Raw genomic sequence first — 13,331 nt, forward strand, 5'->3', positions numbered from 1 at the left:
CGCCACGGCGAACACGGGCTGCGGGCTACTCGAGCTTGAGTATCGTCTCGGCGGCCGTGATGCCCGAGAGTTCGATGCTGGTGCGCCACAGATCTTTTCGGTTCTCCACGTCGTAGGACAAGTCCGAGGACGCCTTCTGCTCCGTGCCGTCGAAGTACTTGCCTGTTACGCCCGCGAAGGCGGGGCTGGTTGCCAGAGCGGCAAGCGCTCGTGCGGATTGAGACGGTGTATGGACGCCTCGGCGGAATGGGACGGAGACGTAGTTCACATACTTTGCGAAGAGTCGCATTGGTGCCGGAAAACTGCGCGAGAAGCCCGTGCCGGGCATCTCGCCCGGGTCGAAGACATTCACGTCGATGTGCTTGCCGACGCGTTGGACTTGCTCGGCCAACTGGCCACCCGCGTGCATCAGCGCGCTGCAGCCCACGACGTCCAGTCGTTGTTGCCCGATAGCGACATGCGCCCCACCAGCGCCCTTGAGAGTCAAGAGCGTTCAACTCTCGTATCGCCAGGGAGAGGCCGCGGCGAACGTTGTGGAAGCTCGGACCGCCCTACCGCGTCGAAATCCGCCAGCGCACCGAAGATCGGTACGAGGTGGCGCAGCTTTTCGGGGTTTATCACTCCGTGGATCGCCGCAATGCGTTCCTCACGCACGTCGAGCGACATGACCGCAATAAGGCCGCCGCCCACCGGCAGATCAGCGATGATGACGACACCGGGTCCGCCGTTGACCGCGTGCTGCTCCATGTGCACGGGCACGACCGCGCGCCGAGCGAACGACGCGAAGAGCTTGGCTACCGCCTCACGCCCCTGCACGCTCCGCGTGATGGCGAAGCCCGGAGGCACCCGCCCGCCGCCGTCGCTCATGGCAGTGACGTCGTTCGTCAGCAGTGACACAAACCCGTCGACGGCCCCGGACTCAACGGCAGCGATGAAGCGCGTCACGAGCTCCTTCTGCTCGGCCGCGGGTGCGGGATACCTGGGCACCCGCCCTGAGACCCGTGCCCGTGCCCGCGAGACCAGTTGTCGTGCTGCTGCCTGCGACGGGCGGTCGAGCACCGACGCCACCTCGTCATACGAATAGTCCAGAACGTCGTGCAGCAGGAATGCGGCCCTCTCGCTGGGCGTCAGGGTCTCCAGAAGAACGAGGAACGCGAATGACAGTTCATCCGCCAACTCCGCGTGGCTGGAGGCATCCGATGCAGTGTCTCCGCTCACGAGCGGTTCCGGAAGCCATTCACCGACGTACTCCTCGCGGCGGGCACGCGCCGAGCGCAGCTGATCGAGCGCGAGCCGAGTGGACACGGTCGTGAGCCACGCCTGCGGGTTCTCCGGCTTCTTTTCCGGAGCGAGCCGGAGCATTCGTTCGATCGCGGATTGGGCGACGTCGTCGGCGTCGGCGACCGAGCCAAGCATCCGGTATGCCGCGCCGAATGCGACACGACGTAGAGCCTCAGAGTCCTCGATCATGTCCCGATCATCTCGCGGCGGCTCCCCGTCGTCGGGGGTACATGAGCCCGACGCACAGGAGCATATGGGCCAGGGTGGCGGGCCACGAACCGGTTGCCCCAGTGCACGTACTCCTTGATCAGCAACGCCGGACGACCCGTGATCACATGGTCGACCGCCGTCCCATCACGCGTGAGCCACTGCAGCAGCGCATCGTGACGCCCGAGGCTGATGCACTCCGCGAAGTAGCGGCCTGCGAACGGCTTCGCGGCGCCGCCGGCCAGTCCATTCACAACATTCCTCGGCACGGCGAAAGCCATGAACGCCCCAGTTCGGCAGCCCATCTTCAGGGGTGACCCGTCTGGACCGGGCACCCGGGCTGCATCTCCGATCACCCAGACATCCGGATCCGAGACCGAGCGGAAAGTGTCATCGACGTAGGCACGATCGAGCTCATCAACCGAGATTCCGGATGCCTTCAGCAGCGGGTTCGCGCGGAATCCGCCCGCCCAGAACGTGAGCGCTGACGACAGTTCACGTCCGTCGTCGAGGGCGATAGTTTCCGGGCCGATCTGCGTCACGTTGCCCCGGATTCGTTCGATGTGGAGCCGGTCGAGAGCGCGATCGAGATGACGCAGACCGGGCTCGCTGAGCCAGTCCCCCGGAGGCCGCCGGCTCACGATGGCTACTCGGAGTCGCGGGTGCGATTCGGCGAGCTCTGTCGCGAGCTCGATTCCCGTAAGCCCCCCGCCCACCACGGTGACTCCGGCACCGTCGGGCAGGGCGCTGAGGCTTCGTGCCGCCGCCTGAATGGATGCCACATTGGTGAGCCCGTGCGCGTTCTCACGCGCGCCCGACACGGCCCCGAAGTCGATGACGCTACCGAGCGCGACCACCAGCGAGTCATAGGGCAATGATTCGCCACCAGCGAGCCGCACCATGTGGCAGTGGGCGTCGATGCGTTCCGCTGTCTCGACTCGCAGCTCTGCGCCCGACCCTTTCAGCGCGGCTGCGATCGGTAGCAGGGGGTACCGCTGCCCTGCCGCCAACTGATGCCAGCGCATGCGCTCGTTGCGCGTCGCCCGCTCTGTCACCAGCGTGACGGATACATCCTCCGAACGCATCCGCCTCGCGAGCTGTCCGGCGACTGCGACTCCGGTGTAGCCGCCACCCAACACAATGATTCGATGCCTGCTCATACCAGTACGACGCGGTGGCCCGGCCGGCTGTGACATCTACTCCGTCAGGTCACTGCCCATACGGTGCGTCTCGAATACAAAGAATCCGCGTGATTCACGAGGAAGTCACGCGGATTTCGGTGGATCTGAGGGGACTCGAACCCCTGACCCCCTGCATGCCATGCAGGTGCGCTACCAGCTGCGCCACAGACCCGTACACGTTGTTCCGCGGGCGGAACAACCTCACCAGACTACTACATGAGCAGGTCGCTCATCGAATCCGGCGGCGTCACGCCTCCCGGGCGACCGGCAGCTCGAATGGCACGGTCGGGCAGTCCTTCCACAGCCTCTCGAGCGAGTAGAAGGCGCGATCCTCCTGGTGGAAGACGTGCACGACGAGGTCCCCGAAGTCGAGGAGGATCCATCGCCCCTCGGAGCGGCCCTCCCTTCGCAGAGTCCTCGCACCCGCCTCGTTCAGCTTGTCTTCAACCTCTGCCGCGATCGCGATCACGTTTCGTTCCGAGTTGCCGGACGCGAGCAGAAACGCATCGACGAGGGGTAGTGGCCCTGAGACGTCGAGCCCGACCAGATCGGTCGCGGCCTTCGAATCGGCCGCCTCGGCGGCCAGCTGGAGCAGTTCGCGCGCACGCGCGGACGCGGTCATACGGATAACACCTCGTGGAGTGGAAGAAGGATCGCACCGGCGTCAGGCCCGAACAATCCGCGGAAGGAAGATCGATGGAAATCAGAATGCATGAAAGTAGAAGCCGGCGGCCAGCAGGGCCCCGACACCGGCCGCGAGGACCGCGGCGGTCGCGGCCAAGATGACCGGAAGCTTGTTGCCCCTTGCCCTGGGCGGAGTGATCATGCCTCGCGTCGACGTGTGCGTCGCGATCGCCTTGCTCGCGCGCACCGGGGCCACCGCCGAGGTGGCGGGCGATGCATCCGATTCCTCGAAGAGGCGATCGATGTCCGACGAATCGAAGTGGTCAGGGTGCTGTCCCGTGGCGCCGAACGACTTGGGCAAGTCGATCGACCCGGTCACGATAACCTCGCCCGTGCTCGTGAGCGGCGAGGTCGTGAGCCCTGCAGAAGGGATGGACGGGAGGATCAACGCGTTCGTCGTCGTGACGCTGCCCGTGGAAACGGCCGATCGCGAGGTCTCCCCCGTCGCGTTCTCTTCGTCCATGTTCGACCAGTGTCCGGCCGCACGCGCCGTCAGCTGGGGGTTCGCGGCCGGATCAGTGCCAGCGTCGTGCGAGTCCGATTCGGTCGTCGCCGCCTGGGCTCCCGCATCGGGGAACGCTTCGGGAATGACGAGCGGCGACACTGGAGTCGTCGGAGACGCTGCACGAGCGGCGGCCGGCGCCGACACCGCGGTGACCGGCGTCTGGGGCTTCGCTTCTTCTTCCTCGCTCACTAGCGGGGTGGCAGGCGGCACCACCCTGTGCGTGGTTTCGCCGGAAGCGCCCTCTGCACTGTCACCTGTGCCCTCTACCGGCACCGCAGTAACGCCGCCGGAAACGGAGCCCGGCTGTGCCGCCTGGTTCGCAGCCTGCGCCTGCAGCATCGCTCGGAGTTCGCGTCTGGTCAGCGGATGCCCGTCGACGGGAGACACTGTCGGCAGCGGGGGCATCTGCTGCGCGGCGGCTGCTTCACCCGACGCATCGCTCTGCTCGCCGGCTCCCGGCTGCGCATCCGGGGCGGACGAATCGTTCGAGCCATGACCCTCGCCCCCGGCTGCCGCATCGGCGGGTCCGCCGGCATGCGAAGCTGCAAGGAGGTTGTCGAAGGAGAGGTCGTCGTAGCGAGGTGCACGGGGTCGCGCGGGCGGGGCATCCGTCGCGACCGACCGCTTCTCGGAAGCGCTCTGCTGTTCGTCGGCTTCTTGCACGGCCGTCTGCTGTGCGCTGCTCTTCTGAGCTGCGGCACCGCGCTGTGCGGATGCGAACGAATAGGGGGTGGCGACGTCTGGGACCTCGCCTGCGGTAGTGGGTGCGATGGTGGCTGCGCGACGCGAGACGGGCACCTGTTGCTGGGGTGGCGTGGCGCCCTGCTCGCGCTCCGCGGCGCGCTGGTGCTCCCTAGCTTGTCGCCGCGTCTGTGGCGGCTGGTCTGGCCACGACGTCATGCCACACTCCGGTAAAGGTGATGCTTGGAGATGTACTGGACAACTCCATCGGGTACGAGATACCAGACAGGGAATCCCCTGCTGACTCGGTCCCTACAGTCGGTGGAAGAGATCGCCAATGCGGGAACCTCCAACAAGCTTACGTCGCCGTTGGGTAAACCCGTCACTTCGAGTAGATGTCCCGGTCGACTCACAGCGACGAAATGAGCCAATTTCCACAGCTCTTCGACATTCCGCCAGCTCAGGATCTGGGCGATCGCGTCGGCTCCTGTGATGAAGTAGAGGTCGGAGTCTGGGCGCGCCTTCTGCAGGTCGCGCAGCGTATCGATCGTGTAGGTGAGGCCCGCACGATCGATGTCCACCCGGCTCACCGTGAAGCGCGGATTGGATGCCGTCGCGATCACGGTCATGAGGTAGCGGTGTTCGGCCTCGGTGACGTTGCCCTTCTGCCACGGCTGACCCGTCGGGACGAAGATGACCTCGTCGAGGTCGAACGACTGCGCCACCTCGCTTGCGGCGACAAGGTGGCCGTGATGGATCGGGTCGAAGGTGCCACCCATCACACCTACGCGCCGACGACGCTGCCCCGACGGTCCGGTGGACGGTGACGGCCGCATTCAGATCCGCCGGTCAGTGGTCCTGCGGGGTGGGGTGGCCGCTTCCGTGGTGGTAGGCACCCGGCGCGCCCGCATGCTGCGCGGCATCCGCTTCTGCCTTGTGGCTGTGGCGGTTGGCGACGTCGCGGTACGTCCACGTCACGAAAGCCAGCGCTGCGAACACGCACAGCACGACAACCCCCAGAACCCAAGGCTGCACGGTGGCGCCTGCTGAGGATGCCTGGGCGGCGGCTACTGCGACGATCGACATGCGTAACGTTTCCTTTCGGGCGGATGCCGGAACTCAAGTCTACCCACGAAGCGTGCAGGGACCGGCGCTCACGCCCGCACGTGTCCTGTGCCGCGCACAATCCACTTGGTGCTGGTCAATTCGGGAAGCCCCATCGGCCCTCTGGCGTGAAGCTTCTGCGTCGAGATCCCGACCTCGGCGCCGAATCCGAACTCACCGCCGTCGGTGAACCTCGTCGATGCGTTCACCATGACGACGGCCGAGTCGACCTCGGCGAGGAATCGCTCGGCATTGACCAGATCATCGGTGATGATCGACTCGGTGTGGTGCGTCGAGTACCGGCGGATGTGCTCGATCGCTTCGTCGAGTGAATCGACGACCCCCACGGAGATGTCGAGGCTCATGTGCTCGGTCGCCCAGTCCTCCTCGGTCACGGGCACGGAGTCGGGGAAGATCTCGCGGGCACGCGCGTCGGCGTGCACCGTCACGCCCTCCTCACGAAGCGCCGTCAGTACGGGAGGGAGCAGCCTGGATGCCGCGTCCGCGTGCACGAGGACGGTCTCGACCGCATTGCAGACGCTGGGTCTCTGCACCTTCGCGTTGCGGACGATGTCGACGGCCCACTGTTCCCTGGCGCTCTCGTCCAGCACGATGTGCACGACGCCTGCTCCCGTTTCGATCACCGGGACCAGGGACGACTCGACGACGGTACGGATGAGCTCTGCACTCCCCCTCGGGATGAGGACGTCCACGAGGCCGCGCCCGCGCATGAGCATGGTGCCGCCTTCGCGACCGAACTCATCGACCGTCTGTACGGCACCCGCTGGTATGCCCGCTGCACCGACGGCCTTCTGGATCAGCTCGACGAGAACCCTATTGCTGGATTCGGCGGCTCGACCGCCTCGCAGCACGACCGCGTTGCCGCTCTTGAGCGCAAGTGCTGCGATGTCGACCGTGACGTTGGGACGCGCCTCATAGATGGCGCCGACCACGCCGAACGGCACACGGACCTGCTGGATGTGCACGCCGTTGGGGAGGCGGCTGCCTCGCAGCGACGTTCCGATCGGGTCGGGAAGCGCCGCGATTTCACCCACGGCCGCGGCCAGGGCGGCGATGCGGCGCTCGTCGAGGGCTAGCCGGTCGAGAAGCGCCTCCGCGAGCCCGTTCTCACGCCCCCTTGCGAGATCCTCGGCATTCGCCTCGATGATGAGCGACTCGTTATCGGTCAGCGCGCCGGCGATGCGTCCAAGGGCGTCGTTCTTCTGAGTCGTTGTAGCGGTAGCGAGAGGAATCGACGCGGCCCGCGCTGCCTCGAGCTTTCGGGTGAAAGCGGCGAAGTCTGTCGACGCGGGTGCCGAATCGAGCGTGCTGAGGGGCATCCCGCAAGTTTACCGGCCGAGCCCCGCCCGTCCCGCTGCAGGCTCAGTCAGGAAGTACCTGCGTCGCCCGGGAGACATCGGGTAGTCGCACGCCATCCTTGCGGGGCTCGAACCAGGTGCCGACCGGCCGGCCGGCCAGGGCGTCTGACACCAGTCGCGTCGACGTCAACAGCACGGCACTGCCGGCGTCGGCAGCGTGACGCGCCGCCGAGACCTTCGTGATCGCTCCGCCTGTGCCGACCCCGGCGGATCCGGTCGATCCGATCTCGACGCCCTGGAGCGGATCGCCCGAGGGAACGAGGTCGATTCGTTCGGCGCCTTGCTCGTGCGGAGGACGCGTGTACAGGGCATCCACATCCGACAGCAGCACCAGCAGGTCTGCGCCGATGAGCGTCGCCACGAGGGCCGCAAGCCGGTCGTTGTCGCCGAACCGGATCTCGTGTGTCGCCACGGTGTCGTTCTCGTTGACAACGGGAAGGATGCGCAGCTCGAGCAGGCGCTCCATCGCACGCTTGGCGTTGGAGCGGTGCGTCGGGTTCTCGAGGTCTCCGGCCGTGAGGAGCACCTGCCCGGCCACGATGCCGTACCGGTCGAGGCTGTCTTGATAGCGGTAGATGAGCACGTTCTGCCCAACCGCCGCCGCCGCTTGCTGAGTGGCGAGGTCGGTCGGGCGCCCATCGAGTGACAGATATGGGATGCCCGTCGCGATCGCTCCAGACGACACCAGAACCACCTGCACACCTCTGCCGTGTGCTGCGGCCAGCGCGTCGACGAGCGGTCCGATCTGGTGGGCGTTATCACCGCTGATGGACGACGATCCCACCTTCACAACGACGCGCTTGGCTTGCGGCACAAGCGAACGGTCGGTGATCACCATCTGTCTACGAGTCCTCCTCGTCGTCACGCCACAGTCCGGCGTCCCGTTCGCGCACCAACTCTGCCCGGGCCTCGGCCTTGGCGTCCATGCGCTCGTGGTACTCCTCGCGCCGCTGGTCACGCGTCGGACGGTGGACGCCGTCCAGACGCGGGTCGGTGCCACGTGGTGCTGTCACAAGTTCGGCCGTCGAAGTGAGCGTCGGCTCCCAGTCGAAGACGACCGCGTTGTTAGCACCGATGACCACTGTCGAGCCGGCCACGGCCCCCGCCTTCACCAACTCGTCCTCGACGCCCAGCTTTGCAAGGCGATCGGCGAGGAAACCGACTGCCTCGTCGTTAGCGAAGTCCGTCTGCGCAACCCACCGCTCCGGCTTGGCACCGAGGATGCGGTACAGGGGCCCGTCCGTGCCGCCTTCGACCCGTACCGTGAACCCCGCGTCGTCGACCGCCCGCGGCCGAATGACGATGCGCGGCTTCGACTCGGCGTTCGCCACGGACTCGGCGCGGGCATCCTCGACCACCTGGGCAAGGGCGAAGGACAGCTGGCGCAGACCTTGATGGCTGACCGTGGAGATCTCGAACACGCGGTAGCCGCGTGCCTCGAGCTCGGGCCGCACGAATTCGGCGAGCTCCGCGGCCTCCGGAACATCGATCTTGTTGAGCGCGATGAGCTGCGGACGCTGCAGCAGCGGAACCTGTCCGTCTGGGACCGGATAGGCCGCCAATTCGCCCAGGATGACGTCGAGGTCGCTGATCGGGTCACGCCCGGGATCGAGCGTTGCGCAGTCCAGAACGTGCAGGAGCGCGCTGCAGCGCTCGACGTGGCGGAGGAACTCGAGGCCGAGCCCCTTGCCCTCGCTGGCACCTTCGATGAGCCCTGGCACGTCGGCGATCGTGTATCGCACCTCGCCGGCCTGTACGACGCCGAGATTGGGGTGCAGGGTCGTGAACGGATAGTCGGCGATCTTCGGCTTGGCGGCCGACAGCGCCGCGACGAGGCTGGACTTGCCGGCCGAGGGATAGCCGACAAGTGCCACGTCTGCCACCGTCTTCAGCTCGAGGACGACGTCGCCCTCCCAGCCCGGGGTTCCGAGCAGGGCGAATCCGGGCGCCTTGCGCTTGGTCGAGGCGAGGGCGGCATTGCCCAGGCCGCCGAGGCCGCCGGGCGCGACGACGAAGCGCATGCCCGGCTGGTCGAGGTCGACGAGCAACTGCCCGTCGGCATCCTTCACCACGGTGCCGACGGGCACGGGAAGCTCCAGATCTCCGCCGGAGGCGCCGCTGCGGTTGTCGCCCATCCCGAAGCCGCCGTTCTCGGAGGAACGGTGCGGATGCCTGTGGTACGCAAGCAGCGTCGTCACGCCGGCATCGCTGACCAGCACGATGTCGCCGCCGTGGCCGCCGTTGCCGCCGTCAGGGCCGGCAAGCGGCTTGAACTTCTCACGGCGCACGGACACGCATCCGTTGCCCCCGTGGCCCGCTCGCAAGTGCAGCGTCACGGTGTCCACGAACGTCGCCATGATGCTCCTCTCCCCCGCATGCGGGCCGTCGATGATCGGTTGCCGGCCGCGACGTCAGCCTCGGTCGGCGATGCAAACACAGATGGGCGGGCACGAGGCCCGCCCATCGGCTGTGTTCGTCACAGGAATGGTCAGTCGACCGCCACCACGTTGACGACCTTGCGGCCGCCCTTGGTGCCGAACTGAACGGCGCCGGGTTCGAGGGCGAACAGCGTGTCGTCGCCGCCTCGTCCCACGTTCGAGCCCGGGTGGAAATGAGTGCCGCGCTGGCGGACGATGATCTCGCCTGCGCTGACGACCTGGCCGCCGAAGCGCTTCACGCCGAGACGCTGTGCATTCGAGTCGCGGCCGTTGCGAGTGGAGCTCGCTCCCTTTTTGTGTGCCATGAGTGTCTCTCCTCGCGCTGCTTACTTGATGCCGGTGACCTTGACGCGCGTGAGCTCCTGGCGGTGGCCCTGGCGCTTCTTGTAGCCGGTCTTGTTCTTGAACTTCTGGATCACGATCTTCGGACCGCGGAGGTCACCGAGAATCTCGGCCGTGACCTTCACCTTGGCCAGAGACTCGGCGTCGCTGGTGATCTTGTCACCGTCGACGAGGAGCACCGCGGGGAGCTCGATGGTGCCGTTCTGACCGGCCTTCACGCGGTCCATCGTCACGATGGTGCCGACCTCGACCTTCTCCTGCCGACCGCCGGCGCGCACAACTGCGTAAACCACTACTCGTACCTATCTGATGAGGGGCCTGACGGCCCCAGACTGACGTTGATTTTCGCTGGTCACGCCCCCAGTGGGAGAAGGGTTCGAGCCAGAAAACGAAAGAGTGTTGGCCGCGATAAGTCGGCGCACACCAACGGTCAACCTTACCAGACGCCTGCTGAGCCCTCAAACCGAGGCGGCCGTAGACTCGCGGGCATGGCGATCCTCATCGACACTCCGATGTGGCCGAACCACGGCACGCTGTGGGCCCATCTCGTCAGCGACGCCTCCGTCGACGAGCTCCATGCGTTCGCACGGGCCAACGGCGTACCCGAGCGGGCTTTCGATCTCGACCATTACGACGTTCCGGCCGCCAGACACGCCGATCTCGTACGAGCGGGCGCCATTCCGGTTTCGAACCGCGACCTGGTCCAGCGACTTGTGGCGAGCGGATTGCGGGTCAGACAGGCGCAGCGCCGCGATCGTTGACCGCGGCGCCCCCGCCGAAACGCTTCCGAACGCCCGAGGTCGAGCTCTTCAGACCAGCGCCCGCTCAGCTCGCCGCAGAGTCGTCCTGCTGCCCCGCAACCACGCCTCCCGTGAGTCCCGCTGTGGTCACGCGCCGACGCGATCGGCCCTGCCCCGGCTGCTTGGGTTCGGGAAGCGCGTCGAGCACGGATCCGAGGAGTTCCTGCGCTTGCACCAGATCCACCTTGGGCTTCTTGGGCTCTGGATGCGTCGCCACGGGGATATCGAGAATCGACAGCGGACCCGCGGCCTCCTGGGCTACCGGCTCAGGGGCGGCCGACGGCGCAGTCTGCGACAGGGCGGCATCCTCGCTCGGCTGCTCTTCAGCCCTCTCATCCGCAGGCGCACCCGACTGGCGGCGGGAGTCGCGGCCGCGGTTCCCGCGCCTGCTGCGCGGCGCATCCTGGCGCTGCCTCGAGTCGCTTTCGCCCGACTCCGCACCGACCGGAGGAGTGGTTTCGGTCTCATCGGCACTCTCGCCGTCGCCGAGTAGATGCTTCGGACCCGCATCGCCGTGCTCCGCCGCCTCGTGGTGGTTGTGCAGAGTGCTGGCCGCGATCTGGGCGAGCGCGTTCTTCGCGTCGTCTGTGATGGCGTGCGTCACGACATGGCTGCCCGTCGAAGTGCTGCCGTTGCCATTGCCGTTGCCGTTGCCGTTGCCGGAAGAGGATGCGCCACCTTTGGACCCGCGGCGCCGCTCGGGCGGCTGGGGCGAGCGGTGGCGCGTGACGGGGTCGTGGTGAACGATGACGCCACGGCCTGCGCAGACCTCGCACGGCTCGCTGAAGGTCTCGAGCAGGCCGAGTCCGAGCTTCTTGCGGGTCATCTGCACCAGGCCGAGTGAGGTGACTTCTGCGACCTGGTGCTTCGTGCGGTCCCGGCTCAGGCACTCGACGAGGCGGCGAAGCACGAGGTCTCGATTCGACTCGAGCACCATGTCGATGAAGTCGACGACGATGATGCCGCCGATGTCGCGCAGCCGCAGCTGGCGCACGATCTCCTCGGCCGCTTCAAGGTTGTTCTTGGTCACGGTCTCTTCGAGATTGCCGCCCGAGCCCACGAACTTGCCCGTGTTCACGTCGATCACGGTCATCGCCTCTGTGCGGTCGATGACCAGGGAACCGCCCGAGGGCAGCCAAACCTTGCGGTCGAGCGCCTTCTCGATCTGCTCGGTGATGCGGTACTCGTCGAACGCGTCGCGAGAGCCCTCGTACGGTTCGACTCGTTCGAGCAGGTCGGGCGCGACCTGGCGCAGGTAGCTCTCGATGGTCTGCCTCGCGTCGTCTCCCGCGATGACCATCTTCTGGAAGTCCTCGTTGAAGACATCCCTGACGATCTTGATCAGCAGGTCCGGCTCGCTGTGCAGCAGGGCTGGGGCCTGGACAGTCGCCGTCTGCTTCGAGATGTCGGCCCATTGCGACGTGAGCCGGTTGACGTCGACCGTCAACTGCTCCTGCGTCGCTCCCTCTGCCGCCGTGCGCACGATCACGCCGGTGTTCTCGGGAAGTACTTCCTTGAGAATCTTCTTCAGCCGCGCCCGCTCCGTGTCGGGAAGCTTGCGGCTGATGCCGTTCATGGAGCCATTGGGCACGTACACGAGGTAGCGGCCAGGAAGGCTCACCTGGCTCGTCAGACGCGCACCTTTGTGTCCGACCGGGTCTTTCGTCACCTGCACGAGCACCTTGTCGCCCGGCTTCAGCGCCAACTCGATGCGTCGCGGCTGGTTTCCCGTCTCGGCGGCTTCCCAATCGACCTCACCTGAGTAGAGCACCGCGTTGCGGCCGCGCCCGATGTCGACGAAAGCCGCCTCCATGCTGGGCAGCACGTTCTGCACGCGCCCGAGGTAGACGTTGCCGATGAGGGACGCCTCCTGCGAACGAGCGACGTAGTGCTCGACGAGCACGCCGTCTTCGAGCACGCCGATCTGGATGCGGCCGTCTTTCGAGCGCACCACCATCTGACGGTCGACTGCCTCACGGCGGGCGAGGAACTCGGCTTCGGTGATGACGGGGCGTCGCCTGCCGGCATCGCGGCCGTCGCGACGTCGCTGCTTCTTTGCCTCGAGCCGGGTCGACCCCTTCACCCTCTGCGGCTCCGTGATGAGCTCCGGCTCGCGCTGACGCCTGCCGGCCTCATCTTCTCGAGGGGTGTCGCCCGATGTGCCGCGACGACGAGTGCGGCGACGGGACGTCGCGCTCTCCTCGCGCTCGTCCTCGTCTTCGTCGTTCGGGGCCGCGGGAAGCGGCGGGAGCACTGGCGGCGCCTGGAAGAACAGCGCCGTGCTCGGAAGGCCGGGAGCCTGGGCGGCGTGCGCCGGGGAGCCAGGTGTTGTCGGCTCGTCGGTTTGCACACCTACCGACGCCGCACCGGAAGGCTCACCTTCCGGTGCCGACATGGCATCCGCACCGGCATCTGATTCGGACGCTTGCTTCGGCGCGGCCGTGTCAGCCACGTCTGTTGTCTCGGTCACCGGTTCTGGGATGGCTGGCGCCTGGAGCTCGGGCTGAGCGGCGTCCTCGGGGGCAGGCGAAGCACCGGCCGAGGCCTGCGCCGATCCCGCCTTGCGGCTTACACGACGGCTTCCGAAGAGCCGACCGCGCCTACGCTGCGATCCGCCGTCTCCGCCCCGTGCTCCTGATTCGTCCCATGCATTCTGATCGTTCTCCACCATCGCTGGTGCACTCCTCGACCGCACGGCGCACGCGCGCGCCCGGTACGGATGTACTCAT

General features: G+C 66.8%; 14 protein-coding genes and 1 tRNA gene. 1 reads left to right on the forward strand and 14 read right to left on the reverse strand.

Annotated elements, in window-relative coordinates; genetic code table 11:
* Window positions 1-25: 25 nt before the first annotated feature.
* The 13 genes from ACO2Q7_RS02420 to rplU form a co-directional block, all read right to left on the reverse strand.
* Window positions 26-487, reverse strand: coding sequence for a hypothetical protein (locus tag ACO2Q7_RS02420; protein ID WP_423354042.1), 462 nt, complete (start codon window positions 485-487; stop codon window positions 26-28).
* The gene (sigJ, locus tag ACO2Q7_RS02425; RefSeq protein WP_423354043.1) at window positions 484-1,470 is read right to left on the reverse strand and encodes an RNA polymerase sigma factor SigJ; all 987 of its coding nucleotides are present in this window, start codon (window positions 1,468-1,470) and stop codon (window positions 484-486) included. The genes ACO2Q7_RS02420 and sigJ overlap by 4 nt, the downstream gene beginning before the upstream one ends.
* Window positions 1,467-2,648 carry an NAD(P)/FAD-dependent oxidoreductase gene (locus ACO2Q7_RS02430; RefSeq protein ID WP_423354044.1) on the reverse strand — a complete coding sequence of 394 codons (1,182 nt, stop codon included), beginning with the start codon at window positions 2,646-2,648 and terminating at the stop codon, window positions 1,467-1,469. The genes sigJ and ACO2Q7_RS02430 overlap by 4 nt, the downstream gene beginning before the upstream one ends.
* Window positions 2,649-2,768: 120 nt before the next feature.
* Window positions 2,769-2,841: transfer RNA gene (locus ACO2Q7_RS02435), tRNA-Ala, on the reverse strand.
* A 75-nt stretch (window positions 2,842-2,916) separates the two neighbouring features.
* Window positions 2,917-3,291 carry a ribosome silencing factor gene (gene rsfS, locus ACO2Q7_RS02440; protein WP_423354045.1) on the reverse strand — a complete coding sequence of 125 codons (375 nt, stop codon included), beginning with the start codon at window positions 3,289-3,291 and terminating at the stop codon, window positions 2,917-2,919.
* 81 nt (window positions 3,292-3,372) lie between these two features.
* Window positions 3,373-4,758 carry a hypothetical protein gene (locus ACO2Q7_RS02445; RefSeq protein ID WP_423354046.1) on the reverse strand — a complete coding sequence of 462 codons (1,386 nt, stop codon included), beginning with the start codon at window positions 4,756-4,758 and terminating at the stop codon, window positions 3,373-3,375.
* Complete coding sequence (gene nadD, locus ACO2Q7_RS02450; protein WP_423354047.1) at window positions 4,755-5,375, reverse strand: nicotinate-nucleotide adenylyltransferase; 621 nt, start codon at window positions 5,373-5,375, stop codon at window positions 4,755-4,757. Before nadD ends, ACO2Q7_RS02445 begins: the two co-directional genes overlap by 4 nt.
* Before the next feature lie 13 nt (window positions 5,376-5,388).
* Window positions 5,389-5,625, reverse strand: coding sequence for a hypothetical protein (locus ACO2Q7_RS02455; RefSeq protein WP_423354048.1), 237 nt, complete (start codon window positions 5,623-5,625; stop codon window positions 5,389-5,391).
* 68 nt (window positions 5,626-5,693) lie between these two features.
* A complete protein-coding gene (locus ACO2Q7_RS02460; RefSeq protein ID WP_423354049.1) occupies window positions 5,694-6,983 on the reverse strand; it encodes a glutamate-5-semialdehyde dehydrogenase in 1,290 nt (429 codons plus the stop codon).
* Window positions 6,984-7,026: 43 nt separating this feature from the next.
* The gene (gene proB, locus ACO2Q7_RS02465; RefSeq protein WP_423354050.1) at window positions 7,027-7,860 is read right to left on the reverse strand and encodes a glutamate 5-kinase; all 834 of its coding nucleotides are present in this window, start codon (window positions 7,858-7,860) and stop codon (window positions 7,027-7,029) included.
* Window positions 7,861-7,864: 4 nt separating this feature from the next.
* Complete coding sequence (gene obgE, locus ACO2Q7_RS02470) at window positions 7,865-9,379, reverse strand: GTPase ObgE (RefSeq protein ID WP_423354051.1); 1,515 nt, start codon at window positions 9,377-9,379, stop codon at window positions 7,865-7,867.
* Between the two features lie 131 nt (window positions 9,380-9,510).
* Window positions 9,511-9,765 (reverse strand): 50S ribosomal protein L27, encoded by a 255-nt coding sequence (gene rpmA / locus ACO2Q7_RS02475; RefSeq protein ID WP_423354052.1) that lies wholly within the window; start codon window positions 9,763-9,765, stop codon window positions 9,511-9,513.
* Between the two features lie 21 nt (window positions 9,766-9,786).
* Window positions 9,787-10,095, reverse strand: coding sequence for a 50S ribosomal protein L21 (rplU, locus tag ACO2Q7_RS02480; protein ID WP_423354053.1), 309 nt, complete (start codon window positions 10,093-10,095; stop codon window positions 9,787-9,789).
* A 195-nt stretch (window positions 10,096-10,290) separates the two neighbouring features.
* Between rplU and ACO2Q7_RS02485 the strand changes: the two genes are divergently transcribed.
* A complete protein-coding gene (locus ACO2Q7_RS02485; protein WP_423354054.1) occupies window positions 10,291-10,563 on the forward strand; it encodes a DUF4031 domain-containing protein in 273 nt (90 codons plus the stop codon).
* A gap of 64 nt (window positions 10,564-10,627) precedes the next feature.
* On the opposite strand, the gene ACO2Q7_RS02490 is transcribed toward ACO2Q7_RS02485, so the two are convergent.
* Entirely contained in the window at window positions 10,628-13,273 is a 2,646-nt protein-coding gene (locus ACO2Q7_RS02490) for a ribonuclease E/G (protein WP_423354055.1), read from the reverse strand.
* Window positions 13,274-13,331: the final 58 nt, after the last annotated feature.

This window comes from Rathayibacter sp. KR2-224 (assembly GCF_049446075.1).
Lineage (GTDB): Bacteria > Actinomycetota > Actinomycetes > Actinomycetales > Microbacteriaceae > Humibacter.